Annotated in this window: 17 protein-coding genes and 1 pseudogene; 2 read left to right on the top strand and 16 right to left on the bottom strand. The window is 64.6% G+C overall.

What is annotated here, in order from left to right; translation table 11 throughout:
* From V1283_RS29560 to V1283_RS29495, 14 genes and pseudogenes are all read right to left on the bottom strand, one after another.
* Positions 1–1023 (bottom strand): xanthine dehydrogenase family protein molybdopterin-binding subunit, encoded by a 1023-nt coding sequence (locus V1283_RS29560; protein ID WP_334390132.1) that lies wholly within the window; start codon positions 1021–1023, stop codon positions 1–3.
* 2 nt (positions 1024–1025) lie between these two features.
* Entirely contained in the window at positions 1026–2618 is a 1593-nt protein-coding gene (locus V1283_RS29555; protein WP_334390131.1) for a xanthine dehydrogenase family protein molybdopterin-binding subunit, read from the bottom strand.
* Between the two features lie 11 nt (positions 2619–2629).
* Positions 2630–3109: a (2Fe-2S)-binding protein gene (locus V1283_RS29550; protein ID WP_334390130.1), complete on the bottom strand. Its 480-nt coding sequence runs from the start codon at positions 3107–3109 to the stop codon at positions 2630–2632.
* Between the two features lie 5 nt (positions 3110–3114).
* Positions 3115–3933, bottom strand: a complete 819-nt coding sequence (locus V1283_RS29545) for an FAD binding domain-containing protein (protein ID WP_334390129.1) — start codon at positions 3931–3933, stop codon at positions 3115–3117.
* Between the two features lie 16 nt (positions 3934–3949).
* Positions 3950–4393 (bottom strand): SRPBCC family protein, encoded by a 444-nt coding sequence (locus tag V1283_RS29540; RefSeq protein WP_334390128.1) that lies wholly within the window; start codon positions 4391–4393, stop codon positions 3950–3952.
* 1 nt (position 4394) lies between these two features.
* Positions 4395–4832, bottom strand: coding sequence for an SRPBCC family protein (locus tag V1283_RS29535; RefSeq protein ID WP_334390127.1), 438 nt, complete (start codon positions 4830–4832; stop codon positions 4395–4397).
* Positions 4833–4841: 9 nt separating this feature from the next.
* Complete coding sequence (locus V1283_RS29530) at positions 4842–7724, bottom strand: flotillin family protein (protein ID WP_334390126.1); 2883 nt, start codon at positions 7722–7724, stop codon at positions 4842–4844.
* A gap of 24 nt (positions 7725–7748) precedes the next feature.
* Positions 7749–8582: a phosphoenolpyruvate hydrolase family protein gene (locus V1283_RS29525; protein WP_334390125.1), complete on the bottom strand. Its 834-nt coding sequence runs from the start codon at positions 8580–8582 to the stop codon at positions 7749–7751.
* 2 nt (positions 8583–8584) lie between these two features.
* Entirely contained in the window at positions 8585–10813 is a 2229-nt protein-coding gene (locus V1283_RS29520) for an ABC transporter permease (RefSeq protein ID WP_334390124.1), read from the bottom strand.
* Positions 10806–11588, bottom strand: coding sequence for an ABC transporter ATP-binding protein (locus V1283_RS29515; protein WP_334393225.1), 783 nt, complete (start codon positions 11586–11588; stop codon positions 10806–10808). Before V1283_RS29515 ends, V1283_RS29520 begins: the two co-directional genes overlap by 8 nt.
* Entirely contained in the window at positions 11581–12663 is a 1083-nt protein-coding gene (locus V1283_RS29510) for a branched-chain amino acid ABC transporter permease (RefSeq protein WP_334390123.1), read from the bottom strand. Before V1283_RS29510 ends, V1283_RS29515 begins: the two co-directional genes overlap by 8 nt.
* Before the next feature lies 1 nt (position 12664).
* Positions 12665–13675 (bottom strand): branched-chain amino acid ABC transporter permease, encoded by a 1011-nt coding sequence (locus V1283_RS29505; protein WP_334390122.1) that lies wholly within the window; start codon positions 13673–13675, stop codon positions 12665–12667.
* Positions 13676–13804: 129 nt separating this feature from the next.
* Positions 13805–14632 (bottom strand): helix-turn-helix transcriptional regulator, encoded by an 828-nt coding sequence (locus V1283_RS29500; RefSeq protein ID WP_334393224.1) that lies wholly within the window; start codon positions 14630–14632, stop codon positions 13805–13807.
* 142 nt (positions 14633–14774) lie between these two features.
* Positions 14775–16026: pseudogene (locus V1283_RS29495) on the bottom strand (ABC transporter substrate-binding protein).
* A 474-nt stretch (positions 16027–16500) separates the two neighbouring features.
* Between V1283_RS29495 and V1283_RS29490 the strand changes: the two are divergent.
* Complete coding sequence (locus V1283_RS29490; RefSeq protein ID WP_334390121.1) at positions 16501–17406, top strand: DUF2066 domain-containing protein; 906 nt, start codon at positions 16501–16503, stop codon at positions 17404–17406.
* 61 nt (positions 17407–17467) lie between these two features.
* Here V1283_RS29490 and V1283_RS29485 read toward each other — a convergent pair whose 3' ends face one another.
* Together V1283_RS29485 and V1283_RS29480 are read right to left on the bottom strand one after the other, a co-directional pair.
* Complete coding sequence (locus V1283_RS29485) at positions 17468–18202, bottom strand: SDR family NAD(P)-dependent oxidoreductase (protein ID WP_334390120.1); 735 nt, start codon at positions 18200–18202, stop codon at positions 17468–17470.
* Positions 18199–19248: a LacI family DNA-binding transcriptional regulator gene (locus tag V1283_RS29480; protein WP_334390119.1), complete on the bottom strand. Its 1050-nt coding sequence runs from the start codon at positions 19246–19248 to the stop codon at positions 18199–18201. The genes V1283_RS29485 and V1283_RS29480 overlap by 4 nt, the downstream gene beginning before the upstream one ends.
* 183 nt (positions 19249–19431) lie before the next feature.
* Between V1283_RS29480 and V1283_RS29475 the strand changes: the two genes are divergently transcribed.
* Positions 19432–20733, top strand: coding sequence for an ABC transporter substrate-binding protein (locus V1283_RS29475; RefSeq protein WP_334390118.1), 1302 nt, complete (start codon positions 19432–19434; stop codon positions 20731–20733).
* Positions 20734–20761 lie beyond the last annotated feature (28 nt).

Raw genomic sequence — 20761 nt, 5'->3', positions numbered from 1 at the left:
TCAGCGCCGCGCCTGCGGCCGCGCGCCGCCCTGGGCCTTGATCGCCCGCAAGACTTTCTCCGGCGTGATCGGCAATTCATCCATCCGCACGCCGACCGCGTTGAAGATGGCGTTGGCGACCGCTGGCAGCACGGGGTTGGCGCACATCTCGCCGGGCCCCTTGGCACCGAACGGTCCGTCGGCTGCGGGGCGTTCCAGCACCGCGATATCGTGCGGGCAGATGTCTCCGGGGCCGGGCATCAGATACTCGACAAAGTCGCGCGGGCCATGCGCGGGATCGGGATAATAAGGCTCGGGCGTTTCAAACAGGGTGTGGCTGATTCCCATCCACGCGCCGCCGACGAGCTGCTGCTCGACGAGGCGCGGATTGAGCGCGCGGCCCAGTTCATACGCACTGTCCATGCGTACCATCGCGATCTCGCCGGTCTCGTCGTCGACCTCGACCTCGGCGACCAGGCAGGCGTGCGCGTAGCAGGTGGCGGGGGACATCTCGCCGGTCTCGGGGTTCACCTCCGATAGCGGCACCAGAAAGATGCCGCGTCCGGATATCGTCTTGCCTTGCTTGAACTGCGCGGCGATGGCGACGTCCTTGGTGGAGATCGAGCGGTGCGGCGCGCCCTTGACGTGGATGTTGCCGCGCCCGTCGGTATCGAGGTCGGCGGCGTTGACCTCCAGCTCCTCGGCGGCTGCCTCCATCATGACGCCGCGCGCTTCCTTGGCCGCCGCCATGACGGCGTTGCCGACGCGATGGGTGCCGCGCGAGGCGAACGAGCCCATGCAGTGCGGGCCGGTGTCGGAGTCAGCGGTGTCGACATAGACGTCCTCGACCGGCACGCCGAGCGTCTCGGCGCAAATCTGCCGCGTCACCGATTTCATGCCCTGGCCGAGATCGATCGACGACAGCGACACCGTGAACTTGCCGCTGGGGTTGGAATGAACCAGCGCCTGGCTCGGATCGCCGCCAAGGTTCATGCCGATGGGATAGTTGATCGATGCGATGCCGCGTCCGCGATGCCTTGCCATGGTCAGCGCCTCCTGGTGCCGAAGACGGAAGAGAAACGGGCCGCGCCATGCGACGGCGACGGAGCCTGTGCCCGTGGGGGAGGGGTCGGCGGCGTCGGCGTGGGGGGCGGCGGGGGCTGGATCGTCGCAGGCGGCGCACGGTCGTAGGTTGTTCGCTGTTGCGATGCCGCGGCGCGTTGCGGTACAGGCTCGCGCGGCGTCAAGGATATCGCGGCACGCATGCCGCCGCCGTCCTTGAGCGACGACATGCGCTTGACCTCTTCGCGAAGCGGCCACTTGGCCTTTTCGGCCGCGACCTGGACGCATTCGATCAGCGCGGTGTTCTTGGCTTCGCGCCGATGCGCCTTCATGTCGCCGTCGCGATAGGCGTTGAGGATGCGGAATTCCATCGGGTCGATGCCGACGAGATGGGCGAGCTTGTCCATCTGGCATTCGAGCGCAAAATCCATCGCGGTGACCCCGAAGCCGCGCATCGCCGTCGCAGGCGTGCGGTTGGTGAACACGCAGTAGATATCGCCGTAGACGTTGGGGATCGTATAGGGGCCGGGCAGGTGCGCCGCGCATTTGACGACGGCGTAGCTGGACAGCCGGGTATAGGCGCCGCTATCGAAATAGGCGCGAATCTTGCGCGCGACGATGCGGCCGTCGCGCATCACGCCGTCCTTGATGAAGATGCGCTCGGCGCCGCGCGGCGAGCCGAACTGCATCTCCTCCTCCCGGCCGAGCTGATAACGTACCGGACGCCCGGTCAGCATCGCGCCGAGAATGGCGAGCGGTTCGGTGAGGGTATCCACCTTGCCGCCGAAGCCGCCGCCGACAGTGCCGCCGATGAAATGAAAGGTGTTGGAGGGCACGTCGAGGATCTTTGCGCAGGTATCGAGCGAGAAGAACAGCGCCTGCGTCGAGGTGTAGACGACATAGCGACCATTGGTGTCGGGCGCTGCGATCGAGCCGTTGGTTTCGGTCGGCGCATGCTCGATCGGCGACATCTGGTAGCGCTGTTCGAGGATATGGTCAGCCTCGGCGAAACCGCGCTCGACATCGCCGAACCGCAGTTTCTGGTGATCGTAGACGTCGTGGTAGACGAACGTGTTTTTGGGGTAGGTCTCGTTGACGACGGGCGCGCCCGGCTTCAGCGCCTCCTCGACGTCGAACACCGCGGGCAGCGGCTCATAATCGACGCGCACTTTCGCGAGTGCCTCAAAGGCTTCCCGCGGACTGTCGGCGACGACGGCGACGATCGGCTCGCCCTTGTAGCGCACTTTATCGACGGCGAGCGACGGCTCGTCGTCCTTGCCGAAGTTGATCAGGCTGAGGAGCGTGTTGAGATTGATCGGCACGTCGGCCCCGCGAATGATGCGCCGAACGCCGGGCGCGCGTTCCGCTTCCATCGTGTCGATGCGGCGCAGGCGGGCGTGGGCGTGCGGGCTGCGCAGCACTTTAAGATGGAGCATGCCCTGCAGCTTGTGGTCGTCGAAATAGGTCGAGGTGCCCGTGACATGCCCGAGCATGTCCTGGCGCTGCGTGCCCTTTCCGATCTCCTTCAGATTATCGTCGCGCTCGTCGGCGAAGATGTCCTTGCGCAATTCCAGCATGGTCGTTCCCTCTAAGCGCGTGCGCGTCCGCTCGTGGCGGCGGCGAGGACGGCATTGATGATCGGCTCATAGCCGGTGCAGCGGCAGATATTGCCCGAGATCGCCTCGACGACCTCGGCGCGGGTCGGCGAGGGGTTGCGATCGAGCAGCGCCTTCGCCGCCATCAGCATGCCCGGCGTGCAATACCCGCACTGCGCCGCGAACTGCTCCATGAAGGCGCGTTGCAGCGGATGCAGATTGGGCCCGTCCTTCATCCCGTCGAGCGTTTCGATCGCGCGGCCGTTGACGGTTTCCGCCAGCGTCAGGCAGGAGAGATGCAGTTCGCCGTCGATCAGCACGCTGCAGGCGCCGCAGCCGCCCTGGCCGCAGCCGAATTTCGGCGTCATGTCGCCGATCAATTCGCGAAGCGCGACCAGCAGATTGACGCCACCGTCGACGAACAACGCGACGTCGCGGCCGTTGTGACTAAACTGGAGCGGGGTCTTGGTCATGAATCTTACTCCAGGCCGGACAGCAGGCGGCGCAGATGGACGCCGACGATCTCGCGGCGATACCACGCGCTGCCAAGGGCATTGTCGGCGGGCGATACGCCCTCCGTTGCGGCCGCGGCCGCGGCGCTGATCGCTGCATCGTCAAGCGGGCGGCCCTCCAGTGCGCGTTCGGCGGCCCTTGCGCGAATCTGCGTCGCGGCCATCGAGCCGAGCGCGATGCGGGCTCCCGATATGCGGCCGCTGCTCGACGGAAGGTGCGCCGCCAACGTGATCACCGAGCCGCCCTTTGGCTTGATGCGGGCGATCTTGCGATAACGGAAGGCGTCGGCGCTTGCGGGCCTCTGACAGGAGACAGCCAGCACAAGCGCACCGCTCTGGCGCTCGCGGGATTGCAAAAATTCCTCGATCGGAATGTCGCGGGCGCCTAGTCCGCCCTGGACGGAGACGGTCGCGTCGAGCGCCAGCAGCGCGACGGTGAAGTCGCCATAGGGAATGGGCGCGAACAGATTGCCACCGACTGTACCCATGTTGCGCACCGCCGGCCCGCCGATCGAACGGGCGGGGGCGTGCAGAAAGCCAAGATCGCGTTCGGCCAGAATTTTTGCAAAAGTGACGCCGGCGCCGAGCGTGATCCGTGCGCTCGCGACATCGATGCGGGACAGCGCCTGATCGGTCGCACGCACCACCGTCGAGATCGAGACGTCGCCCTCGTTGAGGGCGCGCATGACAAGCGTGCCGCCGCCGAGATAGCGCGCGCCGCGATCCGACGACAGCGCCGATGCCGCTTCGCCAGAACTGGCAAATGTCCTCACCGTGACGGGCATCGTTTTGCCTCCGCTTTCATGCGGCCTCCTTCAGGTGCCGGCGAATGGAATCGAAGCCGGCTTGATAGATCTGTTCCGCGACCATCTGCGTCAGCCTTTCGGCATCCGCGGGCCGCGTGGTGAAGCGGGATTCCCAATGCCAGAAGGTGCGGTCGCCGTCGGTGACCGGCAGCAGGCGAACATGGGCCACGTAATTGAACATTGGGATCGGCGTATCGAGCAGGCAATAGCTGAAGGCCTGTTCGAGGTCCGACAGCGCCAGCAGTTGCTCGCGCAGCTCCGAGCCGTCCTGCAGCTTGAAGCGTCTGATACAGCCGATCTTGTCGGAGGCCTGCGCGCGCTCGATCGTGCTGGTGGCGACCGCCGGGTGCCAGCGGTCGTGACCGTTGAAATCGCGCAGCACATTCCAGACCGCGCCGGTCGGCGCGTCGAGGATGGTGCTTTTGACGATATGCGGCACGCTAGCCTCCGAAGGCGCGCTTGAGAGCATCAAAGCCGCCCTGAAACACACCGGTCCCGATATTGCCGACCAGTTCGTTCTCGCGCTCGGGTGCACAGTCGAACTCGGCGGTCCATTCGAGAAAAGTCTGGTCGCCGTCGGTCACTGGCGTGAGCCGCAAGGTAGCGACGTAGTTCTCCACCCCCATCGGGGACTCCAGGATGGAGTAGGTGCAGAACATGTCGTAGTCCGAGAGCCCGAGCAGCTTTTCGCGGATGCGATCGCCGTTGCGCAGGCGAAAATCCCGCACGCATCCGATCTTGTCGGCGGGTTCGCCGCCCTCGATGCGGCTCTCGGCGATGGCGGGATGCCAGTTCGGCAGGCCGTTGAAGTCGCGCACCCGCGCCCAGACGCGGTCGTTGCGGGCGTTGACGACGGTGGAGACGTAGACCCGGGCCATGGCGTGATCTCAACCTTTCTTGCGTGGTCCGCGTTCGGGGGCCGGCTCGCCGGAGGCGGCAGGGGGCGCGTCAGGCTTGGTTTGGCTGCCCTTGCGCGTGGATTCCTTGATGCCCTGCATGTCGCGCGCCTCGCGAATGAGGCCGGGCATTTTGGCAAGGCTGCCGCCCTCGACGCCGATATCGGCGAGGATCGAGTCGATCAGCGGCGCCTGCACCCGGTAACGCAGCGCCGAGTCGATCACCTCGTCGGTGGCGCTGCGGCCGCCATTGCCGCCGCCATTGAGCCCGTCCACCTGAAGGATGCGGATGCCCTCGATCTTCTCCATCGGCTTGACGCTCTCGCGCACGATGCCTTCGATGCGATCGAGCAGCTTGCGGCGGAACAGCGAGTAGCGTGCCTGGTCGGTGAGCACGTTTTCGGCTTCGTTGAGCAGCCGCTGCGCCTCGGCCTCGACGGCGGCGCGTACGCGCTCGGCGTCGGCCGCGATCTTCGTCTCCTCCGCCCGTTTCTCCGCCAGCAGCACCTCGATGGTCTTCTGGCGCTTGGCGATCTCGCTGTCGCGGGCGGTGACGACGCGCTCGGCTGCCTCGGTCGCTCCCGCGCGCGCATCCTCCGCCGCCACCTTGGCGGCCGATTCCTCGAGAGACTTCTGATACAGGGCGATGGCCTTTTCCATCAGCGCCGTTTCGACTTCCTTCTCGCGATTGACCTCCAGCTTGCGCAGATCGCGCTCGCGGCCGACGCGCGCTTCGTCGAGACCGCGGTCTGAGGCGATGCGCGCCCGTTCGACTTCCTCGCGGGAGGCGATCTCGGCTTCCTGCAGCGCCTGGACGCGGCCGACTTCGAGCTGCTCGATCGCACGACGGCGGGCGAGCCGCGCGGCTTCGAGCGCCTGTTCGCGCGCGACATCTGTTGTCTCGACTTCCTTGCGCGCGATGATCTCGGCCTGCTTGACCTGGCGATCGGCATCGATGCGCTCGGAACGTTTGGCGGCGAGCGCGATTACGCGCTCCTCGTCGGCGATCTCGACCGCCTTCTTCTGGTCGATATTGAGCACCTCGCGGGTCTTCGACGAGGCGATGCGTTCAGCTTCGAGCGCCAGCTCAACCTCGACACGCCGACGTTCGATGGCATCGCGCCGCTTGAGTTCGGCGGCCTCGATCGATTCGGTGCGGTCGATTTCGAGCCCCCTGGTTTCCTTCTCGGCACGGATGCGCTGAGCGGCGATCACCTTCTCCTGGGCAATGCGCGCGGCCTCGATGGCTTCGCGCGAGGCGATGTCGGCCTCCTCGATCGTGCGGTTGCGCGCGATTTCGAGCGAGCGAACGCGCTCTTCCTGGGCGATGCGGGAGGCTTCCGTTGCCTCGCGCGCGGTGATCCCTGCGACTTCCAGCGCCTGGTTGCGCTCGATTTCCAGCTTGCGCGTAGAGTGCTCGGCGCCGATCCGCTCGGCCGCCAAGGTGCGCTCGCGGGCGATCCGTGCGGCTTCCACCGCTTTTTGCGCCTCAATCTCCGCTTCCTGAATAGTGCGCACCTGCGCAATCTCCAGCGAGCGGGTGCGTTCGTCGGAGGCGATACGTTCGATGTTGACGATCGTGGTCTGGGCGATGCGAGCCTTTTCGGTCGCCTCGCGCGCCGCGATTTCGGCTTCGTCGATCGCGCGGGTGCGCTCGATCTCGCGCCTTCGAGTCTCTTCCTCGTTGGCGATCCGCGCATCCGTGATCGAGCGATCCTGCTGGATACGTGCCTTCTCGACCGCTTCGCGCGCCGTGATCTCGGCTTCCTCGACCGATCGCGTGCGCTCGATGTCGCGCTGCCGCACCTCGCGCTCGGAGGCAATGCGGGCGGTATCGACCGCGCGCTGATTGGCGATTTTGGCCTTTTCGATTTCCTCGCGCGCTAGCAGTTCCTTTTCCTCCACCGCGCGCGTACGCTCGATCTCGCGGTGACGGGTCTCACGTTCGGAGGAGATGCGGGCTTCGGCGATCGCCTGTTCGTTGGCGATGCGGGCCTTCTCGATCGCCTCACGCGCCGAAATCTGCGCCTGTTCGGCCTCGGTCTCGCGAAGCGCGCGTTCGCGCGCCACCTCGGTGCGCTGCAGCGCACGGCGCATCTCGATGTCGCGTTCCTGTTCGAGGCGCGCGGTCTCGCTCTCGCGCTCGATCTCCAATGCCTGGCGCTCGGCATCGAGGTTGCGGGTGCGGATCTTGATCATCGAATCCTGTTCGATGTCATTGCGCAGCTTGCGCTTGGCCTCGATGTCCTCCATCAGGCGGGTCAGACCTTCGGCATCGAACCGGTTCGACGGATTGAAATATTCCAGATCGGTTTGATCGAGATCGGTGATGGCAACAGATTCAAGTTCAAGTCCGTTCTGAGCCAGCGCCTCGGCTGCGGCGGCCTTGAGCCGCGTGACGTATTCGCCGCGCTGCTCGTGCATCTGTTCCATGGTCATTTCGGCGGCGACCGATCGGATCGCGGAGACGAACTTGCCGGAGAGCAGGGCATGCAACTGCTCGGGTTCGAGCGTGCGCCGTCCGAGCGTGGCGGCGGCGATTGCGACCGCCTCGCGCGTCGGCTGCACGCGGACGTAAAAATCGGCTTCGATGTCGACACGCATGCGGTCGCGGGTAATGACCGCGTCGTGCTTGGCCCGCACGATGCCCATTGGCAGCACGTTCATGTTGACGGGCGTAAAGTCGTGGATGAACGGCAGCACGAAGGCGCCGCCATTGATCACGACGCGTTCACCGAGCAGACCGGTTCGCACAAAGGACACTTCCTTCGACGAACGGTGGTAGAGCCAGTTCACGATGTAGACGACGATGGCGATCACGACGATCGCTATGATCAGCCAGAGAATCAATTCGCCAACCAGAGTCCCCGACATCTTCTCCTCCTTTTGGTCTCGGCGTTACCGCGCGCCGATCGCCTTGAATTTACGAACCTGTTCTGTCAGCGCCCGCTCCACCGGCAGGCGCTCCATCGAGGAGGCGCCGTAGAAGCCGTGGCACTTGCGCGTGTGTTTCATGATGAAGTCGGCGTCATCAGGCTCGGCGATCGGACCGCCATGGGCCAGCACAAAAATGTCCGGATTGACGCTGAGCGCCGCCGCCGCCCAGGTGTCGATCTGTTCCGGGCAGTCTTCGAGTTTTAGCGCGGTGTGTGCGCCGATCGCACCGCCGGTGGTCAGGCCGAGATGGCAGACGATGATGTCGGCGCCTGCGATCGCCATCGCCGCGGCCTCACTTTCGCTGAATACATAGGGCGTCGTCAGCATGTCCTTGTCACGCGCCTTGGCGATCATGTCGATCTCGAGCGCGTAGGACATTCCGGTCTCCTCGAGATTGGCGCGAAATACGCCATCGATCAGCCCGACGGTTGGAAAGTTCTGCACGCCGGCAAAGCCCAGCGCCTTTAACTGATCGAGAAAACTGTCCATGTCGCGGAACGGATCGGTGCCGTTGACGCCGGCCAGCACCGGCGTCTTCGTGACGACGGGGAGCACCTCGCCCGCCATCTCGACGACGATCGCGTTGGCGTCGCCATAGGGCATCATGCCGGCGAGCGAGCCGCGCCCGGCCATGCGATAACGTCCCGAATTGTAGATGACGATCAGGTCGACGCCGCCAGCTTCCTCGCATTTGGCTGATAATCCAGTGCCGGCGCCGCCGCCGACGATCGGCTCGCCCCTGGCGGCCATGTTGCGAAACTTCTTCAGAATGGCTGAACGTTCGAACTTCGCCATGGTCACCTCGCGACTTTCCGACGGGTCCCCGGGCGTCCGACCAGAGGGCGGAGCGCGTTGACGATGGCGGATGCAAATTCGGGCTCGTTGATGTGGCGCTTGACGCGGATAAGCTGGCGATTGCTGGTCTGGCGCACGCTGCGGTCCAGCGCGCCAAACAACGCCGCATCGGCTTCCGGATCCCAGAATGGCTGGCCCGGCGCATCGAGCGCGGAAACGCCGCCTTCCGGCAGAAAGAAGCGCACCGGCCCGTCCATGCGGTTGAGCTTGTCGCCGATCCAGCGCCCGATGCGCTCGTTCTCCTCCGGCGTGGTGCGCATCAGTGTCACCTGCGGATTGTGAACGTGGAATTTGCGCTGGCGGTAGCGTTCGGGGATGGTGTCGGGCGCGCCGAAATTGACCATGTCGAGCGCGCCGACAGAGCCGATGAAGGGCACGCGGCTGCGGATGATTGCGCCAAAGCGGTCGTCGGTGGCGGGAAACACGCCGCCCATCAGGAGATCGCAGACTTCCGTCGTCGTGAGATCAATGACCCCGGCGAGCATTCCGGAATCGACCAGCTTTTCCATCGAGCGGCCGCCAACGCCGGTGGCGTGGAAGACGAGACATTCGAAATCGCCGCGCAAGTCGGCCGCGATCTTCTGCACGGCCGGCGTCGTCACGCCGAACATGGTGATACCGATCGCCGGCAGATCAGCCGGCGCGCTGCGCTCGGTCCTGGCCTGATTTTCGAGCCGTGCCTTCACCATGCCGGCGATGGCGTTGGCGCCGTTGGCAAGCACCGCGCGCGAGATCGAGTTGAGGCCCTGCACGTCGGTTACCGAATACATCATGGTGATATCGGCAGGCCCGACATAGGGGCCGACATCGCCCGACGCGACGGAGGAGATGATGAGCTTTGGCACGCCGACGGGGAGGGCGCGCATGGCGGGCGCGACCAGCGAGGCGCCGCCGGAACCGCCCGCCGAAATGATGCCTGCGACATTGCCCTGACGGCGCAGCCAGTTGGCGAAGGCGTCCGCCATCGCCGTCACCGACGCGCCGCGGTCGGACCCAAACACGCTCGATCCGCCGCGCCCATGGTTGAGCGCGATTTCCTGGGCGGAGACGTCGCAGGTGGATAGCTTGCCGCTGGTGGACACGTCGACCAGCCGCGTCCGCAGACCGTGCCGGGCGATCAAATCGCGAATGAAACGCAACTCCTCACCCTTGGTGTCGAGCGTGCCGACGACCAGCACGACGGGCGGGCCCGATGCGTTTTGCAGTCCGGCGCCGCTTTGGCGTTTCTGCCGTGCAGCGTCTTCGATCCGCGTGACGCCCGTCGAAAGCGTGCGCGCTGCGCCCTCGATGCGCGCAATGGGCGCTGGTTGCGACCAGCGCGTCGGCAGCGTGGGATTGGAGATGTAGACCCGGATCGGTGCGGCGCCGGTGGCGCGGGGTGCCGCGGGACGGCCCCCGGCCTCGGCGCCTGTATCGACAGCTTCGACATCCGCTTCCTGTCCGACATGGACGCCGACGCCGAGCAGACGCTGTTGCAACTCGCGGTCGGCCGCCAGACGCGCAGAGTCGATGATGCGATTGACGCGGCCATTGACCATGATCGCGACGTTCTTTGAGATCGCGGTGGCGACGCCGATATTCTGCTCGATCACGAGCACCGACATGTCGCCGTCCTCGCCGAGGCGCACCAGCATTTCCTCGACCTGGGCGACGATGACGGGCGCGAGGCCTTCGGTCGGCTCATCCATGATGAGCAGATGCGGATTGGTCAGAAGCGCGCGCGAGATCGCCAGCATCTGCTGCTCGCCGCCCGAGAGCTGACCTCCGCCATGGTCCTTGCGTTCGGCGAGGCGGGGAAATGTCTCGTAGATGCGGTCGATGGTCCAGGCGCCGCGTCGCATCCCGGCGGCCAGGCTCAAATGCTCGGCGACGCTGAGCGAGCGCCACAGCCGCCGCCCTTGCGGTACATAGCCGACGCCGAGCCGCGCGATCCGCGCCGGGCTGAGGCGGGTGATTTCCTCGCCGCGAACACGAACCGAACCGCCGCTTGCCCGCAACAAACCCATGATGGTCTTGCACAGGGTGGTCTTGCCCATGCCGTTGCGGCCGACCACCGAGAACACGCCTGAGTCCAAAGTCAGGTCGACGCCCTGCAATGCGTGCGAATGGCCGTAATAGACGTCGAGGCCCCTGACTTCGAGGGCGGGTGCGGAGCGGCGGACCTCACTCATGGCCGGCCCCCAGATAGAGTTCCTGGACCTCGGGGTCGGCTTCGATCTCGTGCGGCAGGCCTTCCTTGAAGATACGGCCGTTGTGCATCATCGTGACGCTTTCGACGACGCGCAGCGCGACATCCATGTCGTGCTCGATGATGATGTAGCCGATATGGGCGGGCAGCGATGTCAGGATTTCGATCAGCTCGCGCCGCTCGGCAGGCGACAGGCCCGCGGCCGGTTCGTCGAACAGGATGAAGCGCGGGGCGCCGGCGAGTGCGAGCGCGATCTCGAGCTGTCGCTGCTGGCCATGCGCGAGTTCCGCGACCAGCTGTTCCCTGACCGGCGTCAGATGCACCGCCTGGATCAGCGCTTCGGCTGCATGCATCAAGGCGTCGTTCGCGCCCGGGCGCAGCGGAGAAAATCGTCCGCGGGAAACGCCGCGGCAGGCGAGGTAGACATTGTCCCGCACCGTGAGGCCGGGGAACAGCGCCGATATCTGGTAGGTGCGGCGCAAGCCGCGCCTGATACGTTCGTAAGGCGGGAAGTGGGTGATGTCCTCGCCGAAGAAGCGGATGGTGCCGGAGGACGGCGGAAAATCGCCGGTCACGCAATTGAACAGCGTGGTCTTGCCGGCGCCGTTGGAGCCGAGCACGGCGCGGCGTTCTCCCGGGCGAACCGTGAGGGTGACGTCGGTCAGCGCCGCAAGCGCGCCGAACAGCCGCGTCACGCCGCGCAGCTCCAGTGCGGCGCCGGCACCGACGGCCGAGAAGCGTGGCGCGGCGCTATCCATGGCCATGGCCTCCGCCTCCGCGTTTTTCTGGAGTGGCCGCACGGTGGCGCCATCGCTCCCAGAGCCCGATCACGCCGTCTGATGACCAGAACACGATGGCGAGGAAGCCGAGGCCGATCAGCAACCGGAAGCGATTGCCGTCGAGTCCGAACTTGACCAGGAGATCGAGCGCAAAGGTGCGCAGGATGACGAAGATGAAGGCGCCGATGAAGGGGCCAACGGGGCGGGTGATGCCGCCGACCACGGCGATGATCAGGATATCGATGCAGGCGCCGACGCTGACCGAGCCGGGCGAGATCTGCCGGTAGTTCCAGACCTGCAGCACGCCGCCGAGCGCGGCGATAAAGGACGCGAAGGCGTAGGCCGCCACGCGATGCGCGTTGACATTGAAGCCGAGCGCCGCCATGCGGCGGGGATTGTCCCGCACGCCCTGCAGCGCGAGGCCGAACGGCGCGCGTGAGACATATTGAACCGCGAAATAGCAAAACGCCGCGACGCCCAGCGTGATGTAATAATAGGGGACGTCGGAGCGCCAGTCGACGCCCCAGAACTTCGGCGTGGCGATGGTGTTGATGCCGGTGTGGCCGCCGAAGATCGCCCAGTTCTGGTTGGTGAAATAGTAGAAGGCCGCGCCGATCGCGAGCGTGATCATGATGGTGTAGATGCCCTCGGTGCGCACCGCGAGTGTGCCGCCGAGCGTGCCGAAGATGGTCGCGAGCACCAGCGCCATCGGCGTTGCAAGCCACCACGGCCAGCCGAGGCTGATATTGGTGTTGGCGCTCATGCCGAACACCGCGACCATGTAGGCGGCAAAGCCGGCGATGGTGAGCTGCATCAGGCTGACCATGCCGCCATAGCCCGCCAGGAACATCAGGCTGAGGGCGATGGTCCCCAGGATCAGCGTGGTGGCGAAGATCTCGATCAGGAAGAAGCCGCTGGCGATGAACGGCATGATCAAGAGGATCACCGCCACCAGCCAGACAGCCGGCTTGTTGAATTCCGGCCACGCCAGCAGCGTCGCGCGCGCATCTCGCGGCTGTCTGGTCTCTTGATGCGCGCCCTGGACCAACGACATGTCAGCGCCTCGCCAACAGGCCCTGCGGCCGCAGCGCCAGCACCAACACCATGATGAGGAAGGTCACGACGATCGCGTAGGTCGGGATGTAGACGGAGCCGAGCTGCTCGGCGAGGCCGATGATGACGGCGCCCAGCGCAGCACCGGGGATCGATCCCATGCCGCCGACGATGACGACGACGAGGGAAGCCAGCAGAAAGCGGGTGTCTTCGCCGGGCGAAAGCGACTGAAAGGTTCCGCCGACCACGCCCGCGATGCCGGCAAGGCCAGCGCCGAGCGCGAACACGACCACGAAGACGAGCTGGATCGGCACGCCGGTCGCGGCGAGCATATCGCGGTCATCGACGCCGGCGCGCACCATCATCCCGACGCGGGTTCGATTGAGCGCCAGCCACATCACGATGCCGATCGCAACGGCAGCAACGAAGATCACGAGCCGCACCATCGGATACCGCAGATAGACCGCCTCGCCCGACGATTTGACCGCGGTGACCAGCGGCAATTCGACCGGGCCGACCAGCCAGTTCGGGGTCTGGATCTGATAGAAATCGCCGCCGAATACCCACAGCATCAGATCCGCAAACACGATCGAGAGCCCGATCGTGACCATGGTCTGGCGCAAATCCTGCCCCTCCATGCGGCGGAAGACGGCGATCTGCAGGACGATTCCGAGCAGCGCCACACCGAGAAACGCGATGATGAAGCCGAGGATCCAGGAGCCGGTCCAGGTACTGATGGCGTAACCGATGTAGCCGCCGAACAGATAGAGCGAGCCATGCGCCAGATTGACGTTGCGCATCAGGCCGAAAATCAGCGTGAACCCGCTGGCCACCAGGAAGTAGAGGCTGCCGAGCGTGATGCCGTTGAAAACGGCGTTGAGAAAGACCCGCTTCCGGCCGATCGCCTCTTCGAGGCCGGGTGGCCAGACGGCAAGGATCAGCCACAGCATCACCGCGACCGCGATCAGCAGGATCAGCGCCCATGCCGGATGACGTTCGATGAACCTTGTCACGGTTTTGGCCCGGCCGTCGCCATGCCGTCCTCCCAGACGCCGCGGCCGTTTCGGCTCGCGTTTTCGGCCATCCTAATGGCGCCGCGGGCCTTGCACTTGATTGTCAGTATCTTTTCGCGCCGGGTGCGCTCAGGGGCGCAAGACTTTGGCGGCGCGGCGGTATTCGGTCGGCGCCATCCCGACATTGGCCGCGAAGAAGCGGGTGAAACCGCTCTGGGAGGAGAACCCGAGATCGAAGCCGATATCGGCGATCGGCACTTCGGTCGCGACCAACGCGTCCAAGGCCTGTTCCATGATGAGCGTGTTGAGATAGAGGTTCGGGGTGACGCCGGTCTGGGTGCGGAACAGCCGGTAGAAGTGTGGGCGCGACAGCCCGGAGGCGCGCGCGATCGAATCCAGTTCGATCTCGGCGCCAGGACTTTCGGACATCAGCTTGATGGATTTGCGGACGCGAAAGTCGGTGACGGCGGCGGCGGTGCGGGTCTCCTGGACCGGCTCGGACCTCTGCCAGCTCTCTTCATAGCAGCTGTCGATCAACTGCCTGAGTTCGCAATCGAGGCTGCTGAGTGAAGGCGCGCCGCAGACAAGTGCCGCGGATCGGCGAATATGCCTGTCCAGCGTGGCCGTGCGCTTGAAACAGGTGCGGCCGAACCGCAGGCCGTGGGCCCGCGCCGCATCGGGAGCGAACCATTCGGCGTTCACGTAGAGCACGAAGAAGATCGCGCCGTTCTCCATATCCGTCGGGACAAAATTGTGTGGTTCCCAAGGGTTGATGGCAACAATCGAGTCTTCCATGAGGAGCCATCGCTCATCGCACACATCAATGCGGGCTGGCGTTCCACCGACATGAAAAATCAGATGCCCTTCGCGATGCGCATGCATGTTGAAGGGGCGGTTTAACTGATAGACCGTCGCGCGACCGAACCGGCCGTGGAAGACGGCGAGAGCCTTGCTCATGCCTTCCCTCCCGCGGGGATGTTCTTGTCTTTTCAATAAGCGTTCAACATCCGCCGTGAGAATGCAAGGGAAGATCACATCCCGCCGGGTCCGGCCCGGGCCCCGGCGCGTGACCGGGGCCCGTTCGCAAATGCGAAGAAACTCAGTACTTCTTGCACTCCGGAACCGTCCGGCTCGGCAGTCCGATCTTGGAGAATACCGCCGGGTCGTAGCCCAAGGTCTGGTTCACGTTCGGGATCACCTTCACGACCTTGCTGAACAAGGCACCCTTGCCGTCATCCACCACTTCGGTGACGAAGTTGGTGCCGATGGCCTGGCGGTTGGCGTCGAGCTTGATCTTGCCGTTGGGGGCATCGATCTCGGTCTTGGCGAGGGCTTCCTTGAGCTTCGCCTGGTTGTTGCTGAGGTCGCCGTTGACCTGGCGCAACGCCTGAATCAGTGCCATCGTCGAGCCGTAGTAGTTGGTGGCGAGCAGCGACGGGCTCGGGAACCGCTTGTTCGGCGGGAAGGCATCCTGATAGGCCTTCACGAACTTCTGCCAGCCCGGATCCCTCCCAGGTGTCGGCCTGGCCGCTCGCCGCAATGGTGCCGAGCAGCGCATTCTTGGCGTTGCCCTTGGCGGAGAGGATGGTCTGGTCGACCATGATCGAGCCGCCCATCAGATGCGCCTTGCCGCCGGCCTGCTGATACTGGTTCAGGAAATTGACGGCGTCCGCGCCGCCAAGGCCGAGATAGATCGCATCGACATCGTCGGGCAGCGCGGCAATGACCGAGGCGAAGTCCTTGGTGCCGAGCGGCACCCATTGCCGGTTGGTGACCTGCCCGCCGGCGCCGCAGAACTCCAGCACCAGTCCGAACACCTGCGTGTAGATAAATGAGTAGTCTTCGCCGACGGTTGCGATCTTTCGATAGCCCTTGGTCTCATAGGCATATTTGCCAAGGCCGACCTGCCACTGGGCGCCGTCCATGTTGTAGCGGAAGAAGTTCGGCGCCGGATCGACGTAAGTGGTTTCCTGCGCGCCGGAGGCGGCGTTGACGAAGGTCAACTCGGGCCGCGTCTTGGCAAAGTTCTTGACCGCAATGCCTTCGTCGCCGGACAGCGGCGAGAGCAGGATCTGGACCTTGTCCTGCTCGATCAGCTTGCGCACGGCGCGAATGGCGGAGTCGGGCGTGGCATCCGTCGACGCGATGATGAATTCGAGTTCCTTGTCGCCGACCTTCTTGCCAAGCGTATTGAGCGCCGTCTGATGGCCCCGTATGCCGTCCTCGCCGAGCACCGTATAGGTGCCTTCGAGCGTCGCGGTGACACCGACCTTGATCTTCTCTTGAGCTAAGGCGGCGCCGGAAAGCAACAGGCTGCTCAGCGCGACCAGTCCCGCACAGCTTTTAAACATCGAACCCCTCCCTTGTATCGCCAGTTTTTAGGTCGTTCCAAATCGCCATGCGGCCGATGCCGGTTGCGTACCGTGCAGCCGGAATGCATTGCGACAGAGATCGCCGGGGCTGAAGCTAACCGATGACGGGGGCCGCGCACGCAACTTCACCTGCTGCAACTTGACAGGTAGTCTCATTTTGCATGCTGCGCCGCGACGAGGTTTGCGGTGATTTGGCAGCGGTGATTGAAGCATGTAGGACGTACAGACGAAGCAATAAGTCCCTGATTTCACTCGCGGGTGCCGCAGGACTTGAATCACGACCGGAGCGCCGGTTGAGTTGCTGGTTGAAGCATCGCAAGAGCGCCACCGCGATGAGTCCGCTCGTGGCCCTTTGCGCGGCTGCAAGCGGTCTCGGAAAATTTGCGTTTCCGCAAAAACGAACGAATGTTTGGAGAAAAGAACATCCCCAGGCGGAATCGCGGAGGCATCGTCATGGCCGATCTGCATAGGACGACACGCCGGTCTATCCTGACAGGCCGTGGTGCGGACCGCGCGATTATCAGCATTTTTCTGACAGCCCTCCTGACCTGGTGCGCCGGCACCATGGCCGCGGCGGCGGCTGATCTCTATCGTACGAAGGTCACCGTGACAGGCCAGGGTGAGGCGAACCGCATGACCGGCTTTGCCGCCAGTCTGGAGGACGTCCTCATCAAGGCATCCGGCGCACAGAAACTCAGTGGTGACCGGCGATTGGCCGCCTACAAGTCGAAGGCAAAGGATTTCGTCAGGGCATTCAGCTATCGCGATCAGTTCTTTGGCAAACCTATTCGTGACGAGCAGGGTACCCGCGACCGGCCTTTCGATCTCACCGTGGAGTTTGAGGAAGACAAGATCGACGACATTCTTGGGGCGTTTGGCCTCAAGCCCTGGCTTTCACATCGCCCGTCCCTTGCCGTCTTTGTCGAGATGGAACAAGGCGCGAAGAACTATATCGTGACCGCGGATGGGACCCAGTCCGACTTGCAGCGTGACGCGCTGCTCGCCGCGGCCGACAAGCGTGGCATGGACATCGTGCTGCCCGGCACGGCGGCGTTGGCGAAATCGAACATCACCGGCGCGGAGCTCAGGACGCCGTCTTTCCCGGCGCTGGCGCCGGTTGCGGCGGCGCAGGGTGGCGAAGTCGTTTTGGTCGGGCGATTGGTCTGGGATGACCGGGACCTCGGCTGGGCCACGCAGTGGCAGATGGACTGGCGCGGCCAAACGCACCGTTGGCAAATTCGCGGCGTCACATTCGATGAAACCTTTCGACGCGGCATCGGCGGCGCGGCCCAGATCCTGTCAGGCAATGGCGATCCGGTCACCCGATCGTCGTCAGCGGGAGCAAACAAGCTTCATTGATACGGTTGATGCTTGACGCGTTTTCTTGACGCGAACCGTTCCCACCTCGCGGGAAAACGCGTTATCCGGCGAGAAAGCCGCCATCGACCGCGACCACCGTTCCGGTCGCATATTGCGACGCCGGCATGCAGAGGAAAGCGACCGCGCCGGCAACGTCTTCCGGCTGCCCCCATCGCTTGAAGGCGGTGCGGTCGGCGATGCGCTGGTAATGCGCAGCGTCGGACCGGCCGGCGGCGTTGATCGAGGTCTCGATATAGCCCGGCGCCACCGCATTGACGCGGATGCCTTCCTCGGCCCAGGCCAAGGCGAGCGACTTGGTCAGCATCACGACGCCGCCCTTGCTGGCGCAATAGGCGGGAATGCGTGGCAGCGCCAGCGTTGCATTCATCGAGGCGATGTTGACGATCGAACCCTTGGCCTTGGCCAGCAGCGGGCGGAACGCCATGCAGGTCCGGAACGTGCCGGTGAGATTGACGTCGAGCACCTTGGTGAAGGTCTCGATCTCATATTCCTTGTCGCGGGCGAGGATGCCGGCGCAATTGACCAGCGCGTCGACGCGGTGGTGCCGTTGCGCAAGTGCTGTGACCGCGGCGTCGTTGGTGACGTCGAGCGTCGTCAGCTCAAGCCCGGCCCGCGGCTCAAGCGGCGTCCGGGCAAGATCGGCTTCGTTGACGGCGGTGGCGGTGACGGTTGCGCCTAATTCGCACAACAAATTGCTGATGGCGGCGCCGATATCGCCGGCGCCCCCGATCACGACGGCATGAAAACCCTGAGCCAGCGAGAAGGTGCAGGTCATCGCGATCGTCCGTGTCGTTTCAGGGGCGGGGCCGTCGACTCGCGAACGACGAGCGAATGGTCGATCTCGTGATGCATGATGGTCTGTTCGCCGGCCAGCCGCCGGACCAGATACTCGCCGGCGCGCTGCCAGGTCTCGCCGGTGGGAACGTGAATGGTGGTCAGGCTCGGCCGCAAATGCCGGCTCCAGTCGAGATCGTCGAAGCCGACCACGGAGAGGTCGCGCGGCACCGAGAAACCGCTGCGCTCGGCTTCCAGCAGCACGCCGTAGGCGATGACGTCGTTGCCGCAGACCACCGCCGTCGGACGGTCATCGAGGCTGAGCAGATAGCGCGCCGCCTCGCGCGCATCGTCGAGCGTGTAGGGCACCTCGACATGCCATTTCTCCGGCAGTTCGATGCCGCCTTCGGCAAGCGCGCGGCGGAAGCCGGCGACGCGGGCGCTGGCGCGATCGTTGTTGCGCTGGAGGGCGGAGACGATCCCGATCCTGACATGTCCGAGTTCAACGACATGGGCGGCAGCGCGGTAGGCCGCGGCCTCATTGTCGGTGCCGACGCAGGGGTAGGGACGATCGGGCCGGTAGATGCCGACATTGATGAAGGGCACTGCGTTGTCGGCGAGCATCTTGCGCAAGGCGTCATGATGGCAATCGCCGCGCAGCACCAGCCCATCGACGCCGCGACTGATGAGGTTGCGCGCCTGTTCCAGCTCGGCTTCGAGATCGTAACCGCTGGTGGTCAGGAACAGCATGTAACCGACGGAGGAAAGATATTTTTGCAACGAGGCGATGCCGCGCGCGAACATGGTGTTGTCGATGGTCGGCACGATCGCACCCAGCGTGCGCGAGCGGCGCGACGAAAGAATGCGGGCAGGCGCATGCGGGATGTAGCCGACCGCCTCGATCGCTTGCGAGATGCGTGCGCGCAAGGAGGGGCTGACCGCTTCGGGATTGTTGATCGCGCGCGAGACCGACGCCGTCGAGACGCCGGCGCGCGCAGCGACGGCGCGGATGCCTTGCTTCAATGAACTGACGGCAGTCGGGCTCATGGGTTTGTCAATGTAACGTTACATAAATGGTTGAGCGCTTCATCGAAGATCGCTTCGCAATTCTGCTCGATGTTCGATGAATTGTCCATCTCTTGACAGGCGGAGGACGGCGCTTAGGATGTAAACGGTTTCAGAAAGGCGCTGCCGAACAGGCAGACAACAAGCCGGTCAGGGAGGAGTTCAATGAACCCCAGGATGTTTGCGGCGCGCGTCGCGTTGCCGGTTCTCGCGGCGGCCGCCGTCAGCGCACAGGCGCGTGCGGCCGATTTCGAATGGAAGAAGTTCCAGGGCAAGACCGTCACGTTCCTCGCCAACAACAACCCCGTGGCGCTGGCGCTGCTGACCTACAAGGCCGATTTCGAGAAACTCACGGGAATAACGCTCAAGGTCGACGGCTACCAGGAGCAGCAGATGCGCCAGCGGCTGGTCACCGTCATGAATGCGCGCAGCGACGAGGTTGATGTGTTCATGACGTTGCCGTCGCGGGAAGGCGAGCAGTTCGCCGCCGCAGGCTGGTATGCCGATCTGGCGGCGATGTCGAAGAACGAGGTGGCGACGGACTACGATCTTGCCGGCCTGAGCCAGGCGCTGCTGAAAGCCGGGACATACAACGGCAAGGTGACCAGCATGCCCATGAACATCGAGGGGCCGATCCTCTATTACCGCACCGACGTCCTCAAGAAATGCGGCGTCGAGAAGCCGGCGACCATCAAGGACGTCGAAGCCGCGGCGCAAAAGATCAAGGCCTGCGACTCTACCATCACGCCGTTTGTCTCGCGCGGGCTGAAGCCCGCGATCGCCTACACCTTCAGCAACATGCTGCACAATATCGGCGGCAGCTACATGGCAAATGGAAAATCCAATCTTTGCTCGGCGAAGGGCAAGGAGACGCTGGATACCTACAGCCGGCTGCTGCGGGACTATGGCCCGCCCGGCGTCGTCAACTACAGCTTCCAGCAGATATCGGCGCTCTATCGCAGCGGCCGCGTCGCGATGTCGTTCGAATCCTCCAATGAACTGCGCACCGTGATGGACGGCGGCGAGCGGCTCAAGGACACCGGTCTGGCGCCGTTCCCGGCAGGCGAGGCCGGGCAGGTGCCGACCGCGATCGGCTGGGGCATGGCGGTGTCCGCCTACAGCAAGCAGCCGAGTCCCGCCTGGTACTTCGTGCAATGGGCAACCAGTCCGGAGATCCAGAAGCGCATGGCGCTGCAGGGGATCGCGCCGCCGCGGCCGGCGGTCGCCAACGATCCCGAATACCGCAAATGGATCGACGCCGAGCCGGTGCGCAAGGAATGGCAGGCCGCGCTCGACGTGCTCGCAACCAAGGGATCCTCCGAGGTCGGCTACCCGATCGTCGCCAATCCCGAGTCGCGCGAATTCATCGGCCAGGCCGTGCAGGATCTGATCCTGAAGCAGAAGAGCGTCGATCAGGCCTGTGCCGATGCGGACAAGGCGCTCGATGCGCTGATCGCGCAAAAGTAGCGGCTGGCGTGACGTCGACGGGTGGGAT

It is taken from the genome of Bradyrhizobium sp. AZCC 2262 (assembly GCF_036924535.1).
GTDB lineage: Bacteria > Pseudomonadota > Alphaproteobacteria > Rhizobiales > Xanthobacteraceae > Bradyrhizobium.
Note: the sequence above shows the minus strand (reverse complement) of the source record. Positions and strands in the feature narration are given on the sequence as shown.